Origin of the sequence: Bifidobacterium platyrrhinorum, assembly GCF_010667645.1 — a bacterium.
Classification (GTDB): domain Bacteria; phylum Actinomycetota; class Actinomycetes; order Actinomycetales; family Bifidobacteriaceae; genus Bifidobacterium; species Bifidobacterium platyrrhinorum.
The window spans coordinates 16,892-36,613 of record NZ_WHZV01000003.1; the positions used below are offsets into that span (position 1 = coordinate 16,892).

Below are 19,722 nucleotides of genomic sequence, written 5' to 3' on the forward strand. Positions count from 1 at the left end.
GACGGGCCGCCGGGCGCCCGGCGGACCAACCAACAAACCAACCAACCAACCCAACCCAATCAACAACCCAACAAACAAACAAAGGAGATCGATCATGAAGGCCGTAGTTCTGGAGAAGCAGGGCGTCATCAACGTGCGCGAGGTGCCGGACGTCAAGGCGCCCGGCCCCGGCGAACTGCGCATCGCCCCCCACACCGTGGGCGTATGCGGCTCCGACCTGCACTACTATACGCATGGGCGCGTCGGCAAGTACGTCGTCGAGCAGCCGATGATCCTCGGCCATGAGGCCGCCGGCACCGTGCTCGAAGTCGGCCCGGGCGTCACCGGATTCAAGCCCGGCGACCGCGTCGCCCTCGAACCCGGCATCCCGGACATGAGCTCGCGCGCCAGCCGGTTGGGCATGTACAACGTCGATCCGGCCGTCCGCTTCTTCGCCACTCCGCCGATCGACGGCTGCCTGTGCGAGGAGGTCATCCACCCGGCCGCGTTCACCTACCATCTGCCCGATTCCATGAGCTTCGGCGAAGGTGCCCTGCTCGAACCCACGGCGGTGGGCATGTGGGCCGCGACCAAGGCGCGCATCAAGCCCGGCGACGTGTGCGTGGTGACTGGCTCGGGCACCGTGGGCATGCTCACCGCCTCGGCCGCGCTGGCCGGCGGCGCCTCCAAGGTGCTCGTCTCCGATGTGTCCGAGGTCAAGCTCGGCATCATCGGCCGGATTCCCGGCGTCATCCCGGTGGACCTGGCGAAGGAGGACCTCGTCGAACGCGTGCGCGAGGAGACCGGCGGATGGGGCGCCGATGTGGCGTTCGAATGCTCCGGCGCCCCGAAGGCCTACGAGACCTTCTGGAAGCTCATCGCGCCGGGCGGATGCGCCGTGCTCGTCGGCATCCCGGTCAATCCGGTCGCCATCGACATCACCGAACTGCAGGCCACCGAGGTCCGCATCGAGAACATCTTCCGCTACGCCAACGTGTACCAGAAGGCCATCGACCTGGTCGACAGCGGCAGGCTGAACCTCAAGCCGTTCATCACCGACACGTTCGCCATGGAGGACGCCAAGTCCGCCTTCGACCGTATGGATGAGGGCCGTCCGGGCGACATCAAGCTGCAGATCACCGTCGACCATCGCTGATCCGCGGCTTCCGGCCGGCGGCAGGCCGACGTGATTCGATCGACTTCCTGCGTGGAGCGGGTTTCCTTCCCCTCCTCCCGCTCCCCGGAGTCGGCCGGATCTCGTCGGTCGGCCGCCGGCCGTCCCCGTCGGACGGGGAAGCCGTATACAGTGGATGACGACCGGGCGATGGGAGGATTCGGGCAATGGATTCGCATGCTATGGGAGCGTCGCCGCATCTCGACTCGGGGACGTTGGAGGTCATCGTGCCGGACGGCGAGGCCGCCGTCCGCTGGGCCAGCCACGGCTACCCGAGCGCGTTGGCGCGATGGCATTATCATCCGCAGATCGAGATCCACCTCATCCGCGAGGGGAGCGGGCAGCTGATGGCCGGTGACGGCCTGATGCCTTTCGAGGCCGGGCATGTGGCGCTGATCGGCTCGAATCTGCCGCACAACTGGCTGTCGGACGTCATCCCCGGCGAACGGCTGCGGCACCGTGACGTGCTGTGCCATGTCCGTCCGCAGACCATCCGCATGCTGATGGCGGCGTTCCCCGAGACCTACGGCTTCGAGCAGGTGATGCGCCGGTCGGCCCATGCGCTGGTGCTGTCCGGAGACGCGGCGCGGGAGGCGGGCGACCTGCTTGTGGCGATGGGCGATCATGATCCCGCCCGCCGTGTCGCCGATCTCGTCGCCATCCTGTCGGTGTTCGAACACGCTCCCGCCGGGGAGAGCCGGACCGTGGTCGCGCCCGAGTATAATCCCGCGGTCGCGGCCGGCGCCGAACAGGGCATCAACGCGGCCATATCGTACATCTCCGACCATCTGGACGACGTGAACCTGCCGGATGCCGCCGCGGCCGCGTCGATGAGCGTGTCGACGTTCTCCCGGTTCTTCAAACGCGTCGCCGGCATAGGATTCGCCGATTTCGTCAGGAGGCTCCGCATCGGCCGCGCATGCCGCCTGCTGACCTGCACGGACATGCCCGTATCGAAGATCCAACGCATGAGCGGATACGACAACGCCTCCAATTTCAACCGCCGGTTCCGCGCCGAGACCGGCATGACGCCATCCGCCTACAGGCGGCTCCATGCGGCCCGGTAGAGGGGAGACGATGAAAAGAATAATGCATGCACGCCGTTGTGTATGCAAGCGCTATGATAGTCTCGCAACCGCGAAAACATATTGATATTCCACAGAATGAAATTGCGATTTTTGATCGTGTGGCGCATATTATGCAAGCGCTATTATCGTAAGGGTCAGGCGATACACGACACACGACCAAAGGAGTTCCACGTGGTAGACCGCAATCTCTTCTCGCTCGATACGCTCGGCGCGCATCCGGCCATGGACCCGGACCGCGTCATCCAGGGAGACCGGTGGCGCATCGGCGTCATCACCGAATCGCTGATCCGCTTCGAATGGTCCGATTCGGGCCGCTTCGTCGACGACGCCACGCAATCCGTGCTCAACCGCGACTTCGGCGGCGAGAACCCGTCCTTCAGCGTCACCGAACGCGACGGATGGCTGGAGATCGATACGCCGTCGCTCCACATCTCCTACAACCAGGCCCCGTTCAGCAAGGAGGGCCTGTACGCCACCATCAAGAACGTCAAGGCCATCGACAACACGTGGCACTACGGCGACGACCAGATGCGCAACCTCGGCGGCACCGCGCGCACCCTCGACTTCGCGAACGGCCGCATCCCCGTCGGCCCCGGCGTCAACGGCACCGACGGCTGGGCCGTCATCGACGATTCGCGCTCGAACATCATCCGCGAAACCACAACCGTCAACGGCAAGGAGAACCCGTTCGGCACGTGGGTGACGCCGAAGAGCGAGCCCACCACCGACTTCTACCTGTTCGCCTACGGCCACCGCTACCGCGAGGCCGTGCACGACCTGTACCGTCTGACCGGCCCGACCCCGCTGCTGCCGCGCTTCACGCTCGGCAACTGGTGGAGCCGCTACCACCGCTACACCGAAGGCGAGTACATGACGCTCGTCGAACGGTTCAAGAAGGAGGGCCTGCCGTTCACCACCGCCGTGGTCGACATGGACTGGCACCTCGTCGACGACGTGGACCCGAAGTACGGCTCCGGCTGGACCGGTTACACGTGGAACAAGGCGTTCTTCCCCGATCCGAAGCGCTTCATGGCGTGGCTGCACGAACAGGGCATGAAGATCACGCTCAACGTGCATCCGAAGGACGGCGTGCGCGCGTTCGAGGAGCGCTACCTGGAGCTCGCCGAGGCGATGGGCATCGACCCGGAGACGCAAGAGGCCGTGCAGTTCGACCTCACCGATCCGAAGTTCATGGAGGTTTACTTCGACAAGCTCCACCACCCGATGGAGGACGAGGGCGTCGACTTCTGGTGGCTCGACTGGCAGCAGGGCGGCACCACCCGCCAGCCCGGCCTCGACCCGCTGTGGGGCTTGAACCACCTGCACTACCTCGACTCGGCGCGCGCCGACGGCAGCGACTACGCCGCGCGCAACCCGCGCCCGCTCACCTTCTCCCGCTACGCCGGCCCCGGCTCGCACCGCTATCCGATCGGCTTCTCCGGCGACACCGTCGTCAACTGGGATTCGCTGAAGTTCCAGCCCGAATTCACCGCCACCGCCTCCAACATCGGCTACGGCTGGTGGAGCCACGACATCGGCGGCCACATGTTCGGCTACCGCGACGAGGAGCTCGAAGCGCGCTGGTACCAGCTCGGCGCGTTCAGCCCGATCAACCGCCTGCACTCCACCGACTCGCCGTTCAACGGCAAGGAGCCGTGGAACTTCCACGGCGACACGGCCGCCGCGATGACCGCCGCGCTGCGCCTGCGCCACGCGATGATCCCGTACCTGTACACGATGAATCGCCGCGCCGCCTACGAGGGCGAGCCGCTCGTCCAGCCGCTCTACTGGGACTGGCCGGAGATCCGCGACGCGTACAAACTCGTCGACGAGTTCCGCTTCGGCACCGAACTGCTCGTCGCCCCGATCGTCGATCCGGCCGAGAAGAGCGTCCAGCGCGCGAAGGCCGACGTGTGGCTGCCGCAGGGCACGTGGTTCGACTTCTTCGACGGACGCCGTTACGAGTCGCGTCCGGCCTCCGGCCGCCGCATCGAGGCGTGGCGCGCGCTCGACCGCATCCCCGTCTTCGCGAAGGCGGGAGCGATCGTGCCGCTGCAGGAGGTGCCGGAGAACGGCGACGAGGGCGACCTCAACTCGATCGCGAATCCGAAGTCCCTGCGCGTGGTCGCCTTCCCGGGCGCGAGCGGGTCGTTCACGCTGTGGGAGGACGACGGCGCGCCCGAGGCGTCCGTGCGCTGGGCATCGACCGAACTGTCGCTGGACCTCGACGACGGCGCCTCCGACGGCGGCCACGCCGCGATATTCACGGTCTCGCCGGTCGCCGGCGCCGCCGACGTCGTGCCCGAGGCGCGCGACTGGACGATCGTCCTGCGCGGCGTCGACGCGGCCGCGATCGGTGCCGACGCCGCGAACGTCGCCGTCACGTCCGCCGGACGCACGGTCACAGCCGAAGTCGGCTACGACGCGGCGACGCTGAGCGTCGTCGTGCGCGTCGCCGGCGCCGCCGCCGCGGACGGCCTCACGGTGACGTTCGCCGCCGGTCTGCCGCTCGCCGGCGACACCGTGGTCGAGGACGCGTTCGCCGTGCTCAAGGACGCGCAGATGCTCTACCTCACCAAGGAGACCGCCTACGCGATGGTCAAGGAGCTCGGGCGGGACGCGCTGCCGGCGCTGCACACCATCGAGGACCTGCACGGCGTGGACGAGAGCCGCGAATTCGACTCGCACATGCCCCAGCCGGTGATCCAGGCGCTCGCCGAGGTCCTCACGCGCGCCTGAGGCGCGTGAAATGCGTCACTCGCCACAGATCTCGGCCAGATAGGTCTCCACGTATCTGAGCGCCGCGCCGATGATCGTCTGATCCTCGGCGCGGTAGCTGCGGCGCAGGGTGAACCGCTCCGTGCCGAACGGGCTGCGCTCGACGACGCGGCGTTTGAGGTCCTCGATGTCGGAATCCTCGAGATACTGCGAGGCCTCGCCGCCGACGATCACATCGCCGGCGATGACGGACCTCGCGTTGACGATGGCCTGCGCCACGTAGTCGAGCCACTCGTTCATGCGCTCGCGGTGGTGGCGCTCGCCCTGTTCGAGCACGCTGAAGAAGCCGGGGATCGACTCGTAGTCCTCCGGCAGCGATTCGGGGGAGCAGTACGGGTCCATGCAGCCGCGGTTGCCGCAGTAGCATTCGCGCCCGCCCGGCACGAGCGTCATGTGCTCGATGGCGCCATTGCACATGTTCGGGCCCTGGTACAGCTTGCCGTTCACGATCACGGCGCCGCCGGGGCGGCGTTCGAGGTAGACGCATACGGCGTCGGTGAGCGTATGGTCGAACCAGAGCTCCGCCATCGCGGACGCGTCGGAGTCGTGGATCATCATGCACGGGCGGTGCACGGACTGCGCGATCGTCTCGAGCGTGAGCCCGGTGTTGCGCATGATGTTGCCGAACGTGATCGTCTCGCCGTCGGGGGAGACGATGCCCTGGATGGAGAAGGAGACGCCGAGCACCGCGCCGTGCCGCTTCTCCACCTCGGCGGCGAAGTTCTCGATGACGGCGCCGATGCGCTGGTAGTAGACGTTGGCGTTGCGGTAGGGGAGCGTGCGTTCGAGCCGCTCGACGACGGCGCCGTTGAGGTCCACCGCGCACATGCGCACCTCGTTGGCGCGCATGGCCACGCCGATGGCGGTGCGGTGGTCCGGGTTGAACTCGTAGCCGCGCGCCTTGCGCCCGCCCGTGGAGCTCTGCAGTTCGCCCTGCCGGATGATGCCGTCCTGTTCGAGCGCGCGCAGGTTCTGCGTGATGGTGGGCAGGCTCAGCCCCAGTTCCCGTTCGATCTCCTGTTTGGTGACGTGCTCATGGTGGTACAGGTATTGGGTCATGGCGATGCGGTTGTGCGTCTTCACCGCCGTCGATGGCATAGCCTTCATACGGAACCTCCATTGGATGCGTTGATTGCAGTGTACTTTTATAAAAGTGATTTCGCATATTGGCGGGCGTGGCGTGGCATGCGCGGCGGAATGGCGCGGGCCGAGTCGCCACGCTTTTGGTAATCGTCTTTGTGTATGTGCATGTGTCGTGGATACTTTTAGAAAAACATTTTCAATAAGTTGTAAGGTACGACCTTTCGCAGGAGTGTGATTTTCGCTGAAAAGTGAACAAAAAGTATCAAATATCTGAGTTTTGGGTGTATTTGTGCGCTTATTCTTACAGAATCGCACAAATACATACCAAAATCACACGCGAAACGCCGTCGATTTTGTGCGCATGCGGCTTGTTGTCCGATTCGTTATATTGTGACCCAGGCCACAAAGAAACGCGAAGTTGAGTTGGCTGACCGATGTCCGCCCCAGCGGCGGGAGATTCCAGCAACGAATTTGCTCAAGCAAATCGAGGAGGATTCATGGCAGAAGCAAAGAAGACCGAGGCTCCCACCAAGCCGAGCCCGGAGGAGAAGCAGGCCGCCGCGCAGGCCGAGGTCGACGCCCTCGTCGCCAAGGGCCTCAAGGCCCTGGCCGAGTTCGAGAAGCTCGACCAGAAGCAGGTCGACCACATCGTGGCGAAGGCGTCCGTCGCCGCGCTGAACAAGCACCTCGTGCTGGCGAAGATGGCCGTTGACGAGACCGGCCGCGGCCTCGTGGAGGACAAGGCCACGAAGAACATCTTCGCGTGCGAGCACGTGACCAACTACCTGGCGGGCCAGAAGACCGTCGGCATCATCCGCGAGGACGACGTCATGGGCATCGACGAGGTCGCCGAGCCGGTGGGCGTGGTCGCGGGCGTCACCCCGGTCACCAACCCGACCTCCACCGCGATCTTCAAGTCCCTGATCGCCCTGAAGACCCGCTGCCCGATCGTCTTCGGCTTCCACCCGGGCGCGCAGAAGTGCTCCGTCGAGGCCGCGCGCATCGTGCGCGACGCCGCCATCGAGGCCGGCGCCCCGGAGAACTGCATCCAGTGGATCGAGCACCCGTCCATCGAGGCGACCGGCGCGCTCATGAAGCACGACGGCGTCGCCACGATCCTCGCCACCGGCGGCCCGGGCATGGTCAAGGCCGCGTACTCCTCCGGCAAGCCGGCCCTCGGCGTCGGCGCCGGCAACGCCCCGGCCTACGTCGACTCCGACGTGGACGTCGTGCGCGCCGCCAACGACCTGGTCCTGTCCAAGCACTTCGACTACGGCATGATCTGCGCCACCGAGCAGGCCATCATCGCCCACAAGGACGTCTACGACCGTCTGGTCGCCGAGTTGAAGCGCCGCAAGGCCTACTTCGTGAACAAGGAGGAGAAGGCCAAGCTCGAGCAGTACATGTTCGGCTGCACCGCCGGTTCCGGCCAGACCCCGAAGCTCAACTCCGTGGTGCCGGGCAAGTCCCCGCAGTACATCGCCAAGGCCGCCGGCTTCGAAATCCCCGCCGACGCGACCATCCTCGCCGCCGAATGCTCCGAGGTCTCCGACGACGAGCCGCTCACCCACGAGAAGCTCGCCCCGGTGCAGGCCGTCCTCAAGGCCGACGACAAGGAGCAGGCGTTCGAGATGTGCGAGGCCATGCTCAAGCTGGGCGCCGGCCACACCGCCGCCATCCACACCAACAACCAGGATCTCGTGCGCGAGTACGGCCTGCGGATGCACGCCTGCCGCATCATCTGGAACCAGCCGTCCTCCCTCGGCGGCATCGGCGACATCTACAACGCCATCGCCCCGTCGCTGACCCTGGGCTGCGGCTCCTACGGCGGCAACTCGGTGTCCGGCAACGTGCAGGCCGTGAACCTGGTCAACATCAAGCGCATCGCTCGGAGGAACAACAACATGCAGTGGTTCAAGATCCCGGCCAAGACCTACTTCGAGCCGAACGCGATCAAGTACCTGCGCGACATGTACGGCATCGAGAAGGCCGTCATCGTGTGCGACAAGGTCATGGAGCAGCTCGGCATCGTCGACAAGATCATCGACCAGCTGCGCGCCCGTTCCAACCGCGTCACCTTCCGCATCATCGACTACGTCGAGCCGGAGCCCTCGGTCGAGACCGTCGAGAAGGGCGCCGAGATGATGCGCGAGGAGTTCGAGCCGGACACGATCATCGCGGTCGGCGGCGGCTCCCCGATGGACGCCTCCAAGATCATGTGGCTGCTCTACGAGCACCCGGAGATCTCCTTCTCCGACGTGCGCGAGAAGTTCTTCGACATCCGCAAGCGCGCGTTCAAGATCCCGCCGCTGGGCAAGAAGGCCAAGCTCGTGTGCATCCCGACCTCCTCCGGCACCGGCTCCGAGGTCACGCCGTTCGCGGTCATCACCGACCACAAGACCGGCTACAAGTACCCGATCACCGACTACGCGCTCACCCCGTCCGTCGCGATCGTGGACCCGGTCCTGGCCCGCACCCAGCCGCGCAAGCTCGCCTCCGACGCCGGCTTCGACGCCCTGACCCACAGCTTCGAGGCCTACGTGTCCGTGTACGCGAACGACTTCACCGACGGCATGGCCCTGCACGCCGCCAAGCTCATCTGGGACAACCTGGCCGAGTCCGTCAACGGCGAGCCGGGCCTGGAGAAGACCAACGCGCAGGAGAAGATGCACAACGCCGCCACCATGGCCGGCATGGCGTTCGGCTCCGCGTTCCTCGGCATGTGCCACGGCATGGCCCACACCATCGGCGCCCTGTGCCACATCGCGCACGGCCGCACCAACTCCATCCTGCTGCCGTACGTGATCCGCTACAACGGCCAGGTGCCGGAGGAGCCGACCTCGTGGCCGAAGTACAACAAGTACATCGCCGACGAGCGTTACCGCGACATCGCCGTCAACCTCGGCATCGACCCGGGCAAGACCCCGGCCGAGGCCGTCGAGAACCTGGCGAAGGCCGTCGAGGACTACCGCGACAACAAGCTCGGCATGAACAAGAGCTTCCAGGAGTGCGGCGTGGACGAGGACTACTTCTGGAGCGTCCTCGACCAGATCGGCATGCGCGCCTACGAGGACCAGTGCACGCCGGCCAACCCGCGCATCCCGCTGATCAACGACATGAAGGACATCGCCGTGGCCGCCTACTACGGCGTCTCCCAGGCCGACGGCCACAAGATCCGCGTCGAGCGCGAGGGCGAGGCCGCCACCGAGGAGGCCTCCGAGCGCTGAGCCGGATCCCGTCCCGCCGGTCCCCGATGACGGGACCGGCGGGACGGACCGGGCGGTGACGATCCATCTTCCGCATGACATGAACAAGGCCCCCGACCGAAATGATTCGGTCGGGAGCCTTGTTCATGTTCGCGCCCGTTCCCGTTCGGGCGGCGTCCATCCCGCGACGCGGGAACCGGCCGCCCGCGCCTGCGGCCGTTTCCTACACTTAAGGACCATGAGCGAAGACATCGATGTGCTGGTGGGCGGGTTCGGCGCCCTGCAGGGATCGCACAGCCCGGGAATCGAACGATACATATTGCATGCGGGCGGACTCGCGGGCGGACTCGCGGGCGGACTCGCGGACGGGGATACGGACGCGTCGACGCCGACGGTCCGGCTGGAACGCGCCGGACTGCTGTCCGACCTGCCCTCGCCCTCATGGATGGAACGTGACGGCGGCATGGTGTACGCCGTGCTGGAGAACAGCGACGAACTCGCCGCACTGCGCCTCGAACGCACCGCCGACGGCCCGCGTCTCGACCTGGTCTCGCGCGTGCCCGTGCCCAGCGCCGGCCCCACGCACGTGACGGTCGCCGTGGACGACCGCGGCGCGAAGCACGCGATCGCCGCCTGCTACGTCGGCGGCGCCATCTGCGTGTTCCCGATCGGCGGGGACGGCGGGCTGGGCCCGGCCGGGCAGGTGCTGTACGGCGAGGGGCATGGCCCGTTGCCCGCCCAGGAGGGGCCGCACGCGCACTGGGCGCTCGCCCTGCCCGACGGCCGCGTGCTGAGTACCGACCTGGGCGCGGACCGCATCCACGTGCACCGTTGGCGCGACGGCATGCTCGTGCGCACGGGATCGGTGGAGCTTGCGCCGGGCACCGGTCCGCGCGACATGCATCCGCTGCCCTCACGCGACGGCGCATGGCGCGTGGCCGTCGTCGATGAATGGGGCGATACGGTCACGTTGCTGGGACCGCGCGAAGATGATCCCGCCACAGCGGCGGCGGACGGCATCGCGGTGCTGCGGACCGTCGATCTGGGCGGGGATGACGGCGATCAGGCCGCGTCGTTGGCCTTCGTGCCGGATTCCGACGATGCGGGCGGCCCGTGCGCCGGCATGGCCTACGTGGGTCTGCGCGGCTCCGAGCGCATCGTCGCCTTGCGCTGGGACGGTGCGCGGCTGCACCGCCTCGCCGATCCGGATGCGCCCGGCTGGCGCGGCCGCGGCGTGTCCAGCGGCGGCAGCCGCCCTCGCCACCTGCGTGCGATCGGCCGGTTCGTCGTCGCGGCGAACGAGGTGTCGGACGATCTGACGGTGTTCCATATCGCCCCGGACGGCGAACCGGTGCCGCGCGCCACGCTGCCCGTCGGCTCGCCCACCACCGTCCTGCCGCTTCCGGCGCGGTCCTGACGCGATCGCGGCGAGACGCGGCGGTCCGGCGGCGCTGCGGGGCGCCGGGCATGAGCAAGGTCACAGCGGGGGCCGTCGCGCACCATGCCGACATCGGATACAGTGGACGGCGGAGGTGCGGCGGGCCGCTGCGCCGTATGGGACGGTCGGTGCGGGCGTCCCATACCGACCGACTACACGAAGGGGTATGGCATGGGGCTGTTCGACGGCATCAGGAATCTGGTGGGCGGCGCATTGGGGGATGTGGTCGGCGGCGTCGATCTGAGCGCGATCGGCGACCTGCCGGCGGCGGTGACGGAACAATTCGACGCCGGGCAGCTCGGCGAGATAGCACAGTTCGCCGGCGACCATCTCAACGCGGAACAGCTCGGCGACCTGACCGCATTGGCCGAGGAACACATCTCCGCCGACCAGATCGGGAACGTGGCCGGCATGATCCAGGAGCAGGGCGCGAACCTCGACCTCGGTGCGATCGCCGAACAGGCGGGGCTGCCCGGCGACGTCATCGGCCAGATCTCCGGCCTGCTCGGCCGCTGAGCCGTCACGGGCGCCGCCGAGGACGCGCGGGCGCCGGTCCGATCAGGCGGCCAGACGGCTGCGGATCGCCTCGGTGACGGTCACGCCGCCCAACACGGCCATGATGCCGGCCGACACCAGGCTCAGCACGCGGCGCGAACGTCCCGACCTGAGCCTGCCGGCGAAGAACGCGGCCATGCAGGCGAGCGTGACGAGCACCATCATGCTCTCGACGAAATGGATGAGCCCCAGCGAGACGCCCATCCGCAGGTGATCGACGCCCGGCACGAGGAACTGCGGGATGACGGCGATGTAGAACACGCCGATCTTCGGGTTGAACAAGTCGGTGAGGAACCCGCGTACGAACGAGGAGACGATGGGGGAGGCGAACGGGCCGCGTCCGGCGTTCCCGTCCATGACTGCCGCCGCCGGTTCGGACGATTCCGTTCCCGCCGGAGTCCCGGCCTTGCCGTCCTTCGGCCTGCGGACGAGACTGAACGCCAGATAGCACAGGTACAGGCCGCCGAGCAGACGGATCGCGTCATAGGCGAGCGGGAACGCGTTGATGATCGCGGCGAGGCCGACCGAGGCGGCCACCGCCCACGCGAACACGCCGAACGAGATGCCGCACGCCGCCGCTATGCCGCGCCTACGCGTCGAATTGATGGTCTCGTTGACCACCATCATCATGTCCAATCCCGGCAGCAGGGCCATCGAACCCGCCACCAGCGCGAACCCCAGCAACGCCTGCATGTACGTCATATCCCGTCTCCCTTTCCGCCGGCCGACCGCGTCCCCGGTCGCGCCCCGTGACCCATAGGTTTTCGGTCCACTGTATCGCCCCCGGATTGCGGCGGACGCGCGCCGTCTCGCGCGACGGCGTGGGTGTACGGTGTCGCGTATGAGCGTTTCCCCCGTGCGTCCCGCATACGACGATGTGATCTTCGATTTCTGCGACGTGCTGGTCGACTGGCGGCCGCGAGCCGCCGTCGACGGCGTGGTGCCGTCCGACGTCGCCGACCGGCTGTTCGACCGCGACGACCCATACGGATTCTGGCATTACGACGAACTGTCCGACCTCGGGTGGGGCGAGGAACGCATCCTCGCCGACTACGCCGCGCACCACGCGGCCGAATCGTCGGAACTTGCGGCGTTCCGCACGTATTTCGTGCGCCAGCGGCTCGCGCTCACCGGCATGCTGCCCGGCATGGCCGGACTGCTGCGCGACCTCGACGAGGCCGGAGTGCGCTGCTGGGGGTTGACGAACTTCACCGTGAAATACGTGGACGCCGCCCGCGAACTGTTCCCCGCACTGGGACCGCTGCGCGACGTCGTCGTCTCCAGCGCGGAACGCATCCACAAACCCGACCCGGAGATATACCGCCGCGCCGTAGCCCGCTTCGGCATCGATCCGGCATGTGCGGCGTTCGTCGACGACAAGCAACGCAACACCGACGCCGCGGCCGCCGCCGTCCCCGGCCTGACCGGCATCCGCTTCACCGACGCCGCCTCGCTGCGCGCGCGGTTGTTCGCGTAGCCTAGGCCGGAACATCGCAGCGGAACGATGCCATGGTGAGATGTTGCTCCGATAGGCGGGTTCAGGAAGATTGACGATGGGAGACAAGGAATGACACGGAAAATGGTGCTGGAGACACAACGGCTCGTCATGCGGCCGTTCACGCTTGATGATGAGGACATCATCTCCGAACTGTACGGTGATTCCGACATCATGATGTTCATGCCGTGCGGCCGGCTGACGGATGAGGAAATCAGGGCGCATACAAGGCAGGTGGTATCCGATTGGGACGTGTGCCCGCAAATGAATTATGAGATGGCGGTGATCGCCAAGGCCGATTCGAGGAAAATCGGACGGGCGAGAATCCACATGGATTATGGAAACGACACCGCGATGCTCGGATGGCTGCTCGTGCGCTCCGAGTGGGGCAAGGGGTATGCTACGGAAATCATCAGATCTTTGCTTGGATACTGTTTTGACGTGATGCGGGTCCATCGCGTATGCGCGCTTTGTCATCCGGACAACATCGGCTCATGGAAGGTGATGGAGAAATGCGGTTTGCGTCGAGAGGCCCATTACGTCCGGAAAGTGAAATATCTGAGTGATGACGGAACGCATTGGGAGGATGAGTTGGAATACGCGATGCTGGACGAAGAGTTTCGACGGATGTGAGCCGATGGAACCCTTCGCCCAGTCCGGCACGCCGCTATGCCGCTACTGCAGGCAGGCTTCGATGTTGTTGCCGTCCGGGTCGTGGATGAACGCGGCGTAATAGGTCGGGCCGTAGTTCGGGCGTGGGCCGGGCTGGCCGTTGTCCGTGCCGCCGGCGGCGAGACCGGCCGCGTGGAACGCCTTGACGGCGTCCTGATCGGCGGCGCGGAACGCCAGATGCGACGGGACGATCGGGTTGCCGCCCTTCGGCGACTGGATCCACACGCTGTCGCCGTCCGCATCGTTCGCGAAGCACACGGCGCCCGGGAACTCATGCTTCTTCGCATACCCCAACGGCGCCAGCAGTTTCTCGTAGAATCCCGCACGTTCGTTCGCGTCCTTGACGAACAATCCGACATGATCGATCATGACAGCCTCCTTATGACTGGCCTGCGGTCGGGCGCCGACGCCCGATCCCGTCGTCATTCAGTCTAGTGCCGGCGAATCGCCGCGACGCATGGAGCATCGATCCTGGTTGGGGTTGATGCTCCATGTGAGGCGTGGCATGATACGGCGGCCCGTGATGCCGTCCGCCGATCGACGGGTTTGAGCCCGACGATGCAGGCGGCCAGGCCGGTGATGGGCGGGGTTCTCGGGCCGGGGGACGGGCGGAAGCCTCTCCCTCAACCCGTGCCGTCTCATTTTCCGGGTTGGGTGAGAGGAATCGACTTCCCCTCAACCTGCGTTCGCCCGTTTTGCAAGTTAGGGGAGAGACCGGTGCGGCACCCAATGTCGTAAACGGCCGGATCGTGGTTGAGTGCGATATCGGCCGGGCCGGTGATTCATTGGAAAACGGCGGTTTTGTGCGAGCTTGGACCGTATGCCCCATGGCCCGTCCTGGAACCGTGTTCTCCCTCAAGTCGAAAACCCGCCTCCGCAGGATTGGGGGAGGCCGTAATCCTCGCACGCAACCATGAAACGGGCCTGCGCCGGGTTGAGGGGGTCTTGATTTTCGCGCCTAGGCGGGGAACAAGCCTCCATCGGGTCGTGTGGCGAATCCGGATGATTCGGAACGGGGCGTCAGTTCCTGGTCGGGTCCTTCTGGAGCGTGAGGAAGATGAGGGCGACGGCGAGAAGGATCGCGATGGAGAGGACGCCGAGCGACGCGTTGCCGGTGATCGAGGTGGTGGTCGCGACGAGGAACGTGCCGATGATGCTCGCGGTCTTGCCGAAGATGTCGTACAGGCCGTAGTACTCGTTGGCGTGCTCCTTGGGGATGATCTTGCCGTAGTAGGAGCGGGAGAGCGCCTGGATGCCGCCCTGGAACATGCCGACCAGGATCGCGAGGATCCAGAACTGCACGGCCGAGCGCAGGAAGAACGCGGCGAAGAACACGATGCACATGTAGGCGATCACGGCTGCGACGATCATCGGCTTGCAGCCGAACCGGCCGGCCAGACGCCCGTAGAGGATCGCGCACGGGAACGCGACGAACTGGGTGACGAGCAGCGCCACCACCAGCTGCGTCGAATCGATGCCGAGCTCGGTGCCGTACGAGGTGCTCATCGAGATCACCGTGTTCACCGCGTCGATGTAGAAGAAGAACGCGACCATGAACATCCACAGCGGCTTGTTCCTCACGAGCTTGCGCAGCGTGCCGCCGAGCTCGGCGAACGTGCCGCGCACCGCCTCGCGCGTATGGTCGCGGGTCGCACGGTAGTGCACCTGCCGGTAGCTGGTCAGCAGCGGGATCGTGAACGCCACCCACCATGCGGCGGTGATGACGAACGTGGCGCGCGTGCATGCGGCCGTCGACCAGCCGAACAGCGCCGGCCCGCCGAAGATCAGCGCGATGCACGCGATGAACGGGATCGTGGACCCCACGTACCCCCAGCCGTAGCCGTGCGACGAGACCTTGTCCATGCGCTCGTTCGACGTGGTGTCGATGAGCATCGAATCGTAGAAGGTGAGCGAGCCGTTCAGGCCGATCGTCGCCAGCACGTACACGATGAGGAACGGCAGCCAGGTCAGCGGCAGCGCGAGCGCCGCGCAGGTGACCACGCCGGTGCCGAAGAACCCGAGGAAGAACCTGATCTTCATGCCCTGCACGTCGGCGATCGAACCGAGCAGCGGCATGAGCAGCGCGATCACCAGCGAGGCGATGGTCTGCGCGTAGCCCCACGCGGACACGATGTTGCCGTCGGCCGGCATCAGCGACTTCGCGTAGATCGGCACGACGGCCGTCGACAGCAGCACGAACGCCGAGTTGCCCACGTCGTAGACGATCCACTTCTTCTCGCGTGGCGTGAGTTTCGCCGTGGCGGACGGAGTCGCGGTCGCGGCGGCTTGCGGTGTCGGCATGGCGGCGTTCTGGGACATGATGCGTGTTCTCCCTACGGTTGAATCGGCTCCAATCGTAGGGGAGGCGGCCGAGAGGGCGGGCCCGCACAAGATGAACGCAGGATGAATTATCGATGCGGCCCCTTGGTCCGATCACGGTTCCGTGGCATCCTCCACCCGTTGCGCGACATAGTCGTGCCTCCGCTGTGTTCCCGGTCCCGCCCTGTGGGTGGAGCCGTCGAAAACGTTGCCGTTGCAGGGGAGCACGGACGGTCTGGTTCCGTGGACGAGGACTTCCGGTGCTGCGGGGTGGCGGATGGAGGGCGGCCTGCCGGTGACGAATACGTTGTTTTCATGATGGTTACGGGGATGATTCAGCATCTATGCAGGGAACTATCGGGGATGTACAATGCCGCGTAAGGGGAGCGGCATATGCAGTGTTGATGTCCTGTATCCCCTCACGTATCGGCGGTTACGCCACCGGCACGCATAACAGACAGTGGTTTCCGAATCAGTGCGCCGGGGCATTCCAATGCCGCATATGCACACCGAAGAAGGGGTATCAGATGAAGAAGATGAACAAGGCGGCGATCGTCGCAGCGGTCGCATTGCTGACCGCGGGCCTGAGCGCCCCGGTCGCGTTCGCCGAACCGGCCGCGGCCGAAGGCCGGTCGGACACGACCATCACGACCGAAGGCGACGGCGCGACCGGCGATCAGCCGGCCGCCGGCCAGCAGTCCGAATCGGCCGGACAGGACGGATCCGCGACCGGGCAGCAGGGCGGATCCACCGCCGAACAGCAGCCGGCGCAGGGCGACGGCGACGCGCAGCAGAACGCCCAGACGCCGCAGCAGACGCCGCAGGACAACACCCCGAGCGCCACGCCGGACGAGGGCACCGCCGAATGCCCGCTGCCGGTGACGAACACGTTCCACCGCGACAACATGACGTTCACCGTGACGACGAACTGCCCGCAGTACGAAGGCCGCCAGGTCCCCGCGATCCTGTTCAGCAACGTCATCACGCAGGGCAACGACTCCTACACGTACGCCTTCCAGAAGGGCGAGTCCTCCACCTCCTGGCTGTACCGCAACAACAACGGCGACTACAAGAAGCTGTCCACGAACACCGGCGCCGTCCGCTACCAGGTCATCGACAACGCCGGCCGCAAGGACGTGCAGGTCGTCAACCATCTCACCGGCGAAGGCGACGTCAAGGTCAAGACCGTCGAGCTGTTCCAGGTGACCGATGCCGGCCAGCTGCGCCACACCATCACCTACACCAACGAAGGCTCCGCGCCGCTCACCGGCACCCTGCTGCAGACGCTCGACACCGACCTCAACGGCGACGACCGCACCACGCTGTACGCCGACGGCCAGGGCGGCGCCTACATCACCTCCGACAACTTCACGCTGACCTCCCAGAAGCTCGACGGCACCGCGAACCTGTACGCCGGTTCGTGGACGAACGTGGAGGACAAGCAGAACGTCTCCGGCCTCGGCAACGGCACCGTGGTGCGACAGAACCTCGACACCGCCATCTACTACGAGTCCGCGCCGCTGAACGTCGCCCCCAACGGCACCTACACCATGGCCTTCCAGGAGTCCGTGTACAAGGCCGGCGAGTACGTGCCGGGCGTCGTCTCCAAGAAGCTCACCTTCGACACCCAGGGCGGCTCCTCGGTGCCGGACCAGTACGTGCCGACCGACGGCGTGACCTTCAAGCCCGCCGACCCGACCCGCAACGGCTACACCTTCGCCGGCTGGACCGTCGACAAGGAGGGCACGACCGCGTTCGAGTTCGGCAAGAAGCTCACCGCCGACCAGACCATCTACGCCCAGTGGAAGAAGGCCCCGGCCCAGCCGGCGCCCGCCACGCCCGCCAAGAAGCCGGCCAAGAAGGCCGTCAAGAAGCTGTCGAACACCGGCTCCTCGGTGGCGGTCATCGCCGGCGTCGCGGTCGCCGGAGCCATCGCCGGCGGCCTGGCGCTCGCGGTGAAGCGTCGCCGCGCGTGACCGACGTCTGAACCGCCCTGCCGCGCATAGGCGTGCAGGGCGTGCGTAGGACACGCAAAAAGGGGGAGGTGCTCCCGATGATTTCGGGAACACCTCCCCTTTCCACGTATGTTCGGCGGTCATGGCCGGCCTGTGCCGGTTATGACCGCCGGAATCTCACGGCCTGATCGCATCGACGGGAATGGCGGCGTCACTCGCCGCGGCCCGCGTCTCCGGCCGCCGGGGTCCCGCCCTTCGCCGCCAGTCCGGCCAGCGAGACCGCCTCCCCGTAACCCGGGCAGACGGGCACGCCGGCGTGGTGGCGCTGGATGGCGAGCGAGGCCGCGGCGTTGGCGATCGCCACCGCGTCGGCCAGCGACCAGCCCTTCGCGAGCATCGCGCACATGGCGCCCGTGTGGCAGGATCCCGCCGAACGGGTGTGCACGCCCTTCGTCGGGTGGCCCTCCACGTGCAGCACGTCCCCGCCGGGATTGCGCACCCATGCGCCGCGCGAGCCGGCGCGCACGACCAGCGGGGCGCGCAGCGCGTTGCCGAGCGCGTCGCACAGCGCGTTCATCGCCTGGTCGAACCCGCCGCCGACCGTCAGCGCCCCGGCCTCGCCGAGGTCCACGCCGAGGCGTTCGGCCAGCGTGGTCGCCTCCTGGCGGTTGCACGACCAGATCGGCCGGGCGAGCACGAGGTCCTCGAGCAGATGGTCGTTGACGAGCTTCAACGTGTTCGTCGGGTTGATGACGAGCTGGTAGGGGCGGGCCTTCGGGTCGGATCCGGCCCGGTGCATGAATTCGTCGATGCCGGCCGCGGTGTGGTCGAGCATCGTGTTGCCGCTGATGTGCACCACGTCGCCGGCATCCGGTTCGAGCGCGTCGAACGTGTTCTCGTCGCCCTGCGCCTCCGCGCCGTACCGCGCCACGAACGTCTTGCGCCCGTCGCCGTCATGGAAGACGAGGCGGAAGCCGGAATCCACGTCGAGCCGGCTCGGGCCCACGTGCGCGATCCCGTCGTGTTCGTACGCCTCGCGGATCATCGACGCCCACACGCCCCGGCCGATGACCCCGGCGTGTTCGGCGGGCACGCCCATGCGGCTCACCGCGTCGAGCACGCGGTAGCTGCCGCCGACGACCGGGCGTGCGGCGTTCGAGATCGCGAAGCCGCCGGGCGCGGGCAGCTCGTCCACGTCCATCATGATGTCGACCCATACCTGCCCCAGCGAGATCACCGACGGGATGTGTTCGAGGGGCGCGCCCGGCGTCCCCTGCGTCGCGGGGCGCGGCGCGTCCGCGGGCGTCGCGCCGTCCGCGCCGTGTTCGCGCGACGTGCGTTCCTCCTTCTTCCTGGCGAGCAGGTCGCCCAGCATGGTCCCCTCGTTGATGTTCAATCCAAGCATGACGTCCTCCTTGACCGCCGGAACCGCGTCCGCCCGTTGCGGTCGCCACCACGCGATCGGGGCCGTCGCCCGGGCGTGGTCGTCGCGGTGGTCCCATTCTAGACCGTGAACCGTCGGTTTCCCGTGATTCTAGGCGCATCGTCGCATGGCGCAATGGACGGCGCACCCCGTCGGCGTCGGGTATCGGGGGAGTGCGGGCGCATAGGATACCACGCCGCGGTTGCGTTTGTCGCCATGCTGGGATATATTCGTGAAGTTGTGTGTTCGGCTAAGCGTGTTCGCCTATGCGTGCGTGCCCGGCCGGAACGCGAAAAAGACTTGACAGTCAAGGTTAAAGGGAGTCCATCATGGCAGCTCGTTGTGCAGTGTGCGGCAAGGGTCCGCAGGTCGGATACACCGTGTCTCACTCGCATATCCGCAACAAGCGCACCTTCCGCCCGAACCTTCAGCCCGTGCGCACCACGATCGACGGCGAGAACGTCCGCGTCCGCGTGTGCGTCAAGTGCCTCAAGGCCGGCAAGGTCCAGCGCGTGGTTGCGTGAGTGCGCGAATAGTGCGTTAACGCTCGAAGCCCC

The 19,722-nt window shown here is 66.6% G+C and carries 15 protein-coding genes; 10 read left to right on the plus strand and 5 right to left on the minus strand.

The features are described 5' to 3' along the window. Window positions 1-94: 94 nt before the first annotated feature. The 3 genes from GFD21_RS04530 (at window position 95) to GFD21_RS04540 (ending at window position 4,980) form a co-directional block, all read left to right on the plus strand. Window positions 95-1,135 (plus strand): NAD(P)-dependent alcohol dehydrogenase, encoded by a 1,041-nt coding sequence (locus GFD21_RS04530; RefSeq protein ID WP_163196761.1) that lies wholly within the window; start codon window positions 95-97, stop codon window positions 1,133-1,135. A 185-nt stretch (window positions 1,136-1,320) separates the two neighbouring features. Then, entirely contained in the window at window positions 1,321-2,220 is a 900-nt protein-coding gene (locus GFD21_RS04535) for a helix-turn-helix domain-containing protein (RefSeq protein WP_163196762.1), read from the plus strand. 243 nt (window positions 2,221-2,463) lie between these two features. Beyond that, complete coding sequence (locus tag GFD21_RS04540; protein ID WP_225431693.1) at window positions 2,464-4,980, plus strand: glycoside hydrolase family 31 protein; 2,517 nt, start codon at window positions 2,464-2,466, stop codon at window positions 4,978-4,980. A 15-nt stretch (window positions 4,981-4,995) separates the two neighbouring features. Here the strand turns inward: GFD21_RS04540 and GFD21_RS04545 are convergent, their stop codons facing one another. Further along, window positions 4,996-6,126 (minus strand): ROK family transcriptional regulator, encoded by a 1,131-nt coding sequence (locus tag GFD21_RS04545; protein WP_191996859.1) that lies wholly within the window; start codon window positions 6,124-6,126, stop codon window positions 4,996-4,998. A gap of 473 nt (window positions 6,127-6,599) precedes the next feature. Here GFD21_RS04545 and adhE point away from each other — a divergent pair, with 473 nt between their 5' ends. From adhE to GFD21_RS11075, 3 genes are all read left to right on the plus strand, one after another. Further along, entirely contained in the window at window positions 6,600-9,329 is a 2,730-nt protein-coding gene (adhE, locus tag GFD21_RS04550) for a bifunctional acetaldehyde-CoA/alcohol dehydrogenase (protein WP_163196764.1), read from the plus strand. Between the two features lie 217 nt (window positions 9,330-9,546). Further along, entirely contained in the window at window positions 9,547-10,725 is a 1,179-nt protein-coding gene (locus GFD21_RS04555; RefSeq protein WP_191996860.1) for a lactonase family protein, read from the plus strand. Between the two features lie 192 nt (window positions 10,726-10,917). Beyond that, entirely contained in the window at window positions 10,918-11,262 is a 345-nt protein-coding gene (locus tag GFD21_RS11075; protein ID WP_225431664.1) for a hypothetical protein, read from the plus strand. Window positions 11,263-11,304: 42 nt separating this feature from the next. Here the strand turns inward: GFD21_RS11075 and GFD21_RS04565 are convergent, their stop codons facing one another. Further along, the gene (locus GFD21_RS04565) at window positions 11,305-12,003 is read right to left on the minus strand and encodes a LysE family translocator (protein ID WP_163196765.1); all 699 of its coding nucleotides are present in this window, start codon (window positions 12,001-12,003) and stop codon (window positions 11,305-11,307) included. A gap of 139 nt (window positions 12,004-12,142) precedes the next feature. Between GFD21_RS04565 and GFD21_RS04570 the strand changes: the two genes are divergently transcribed. After that, entirely contained in the window at window positions 12,143-12,778 is a 636-nt protein-coding gene (locus GFD21_RS04570; RefSeq protein ID WP_163196766.1) for an HAD-IA family hydrolase, read from the plus strand. 102 nt (window positions 12,779-12,880) lie between these two features. Continuing rightward, window positions 12,881-13,429, plus strand: a complete 549-nt coding sequence (locus GFD21_RS04575; RefSeq protein ID WP_191996861.1) for a GNAT family N-acetyltransferase — start codon at window positions 12,881-12,883, stop codon at window positions 13,427-13,429. A 42-nt stretch (window positions 13,430-13,471) separates the two neighbouring features. Here the strand turns inward: GFD21_RS04575 and GFD21_RS04580 are convergent, their stop codons facing one another. Both GFD21_RS04580 and GFD21_RS04585 read right to left on the minus strand, forming a co-directional pair. After that, on the minus strand, window positions 13,472-13,837 hold the full coding sequence (locus GFD21_RS04580) for a VOC family protein (RefSeq protein WP_163196767.1): 366 nt from the start codon (window positions 13,835-13,837) through the stop codon (window positions 13,472-13,474). 651 nt (window positions 13,838-14,488) lie between these two features. Then, window positions 14,489-15,769: an MFS transporter gene (locus GFD21_RS04585; protein WP_191996865.1), complete on the minus strand. Its 1,281-nt coding sequence runs from the start codon at window positions 15,767-15,769 to the stop codon at window positions 14,489-14,491. 545 nt (window positions 15,770-16,314) lie between these two features. Here GFD21_RS04585 and GFD21_RS04590 point away from each other — a divergent pair. Beyond that, the gene (locus GFD21_RS04590) at window positions 16,315-17,763 is read left to right on the plus strand and encodes an InlB B-repeat-containing protein (protein ID WP_163196769.1); all 1,449 of its coding nucleotides are present in this window, start codon (window positions 16,315-16,317) and stop codon (window positions 17,761-17,763) included. 190 nt (window positions 17,764-17,953) lie between these two features. On the opposite strand, the gene GFD21_RS04595 is transcribed toward GFD21_RS04590, so the two are convergent. Continuing rightward, window positions 17,954-19,147 carry a PfkB family carbohydrate kinase gene (locus GFD21_RS04595; RefSeq protein WP_225431665.1) on the minus strand — a complete coding sequence of 398 codons (1,194 nt, stop codon included), beginning with the start codon at window positions 19,145-19,147 and terminating at the stop codon, window positions 17,954-17,956. A 347-nt stretch (window positions 19,148-19,494) separates the two neighbouring features. Between GFD21_RS04595 and rpmB the strand changes: the two genes are divergently transcribed. After that, window positions 19,495-19,689 carry a 50S ribosomal protein L28 gene (gene rpmB / locus GFD21_RS04600; RefSeq protein ID WP_163196770.1) on the plus strand — a complete coding sequence of 65 codons (195 nt, stop codon included), beginning with the start codon at window positions 19,495-19,497 and terminating at the stop codon, window positions 19,687-19,689. The last annotated feature ends 33 nt before the right edge of the window (window positions 19,690-19,722 follow it).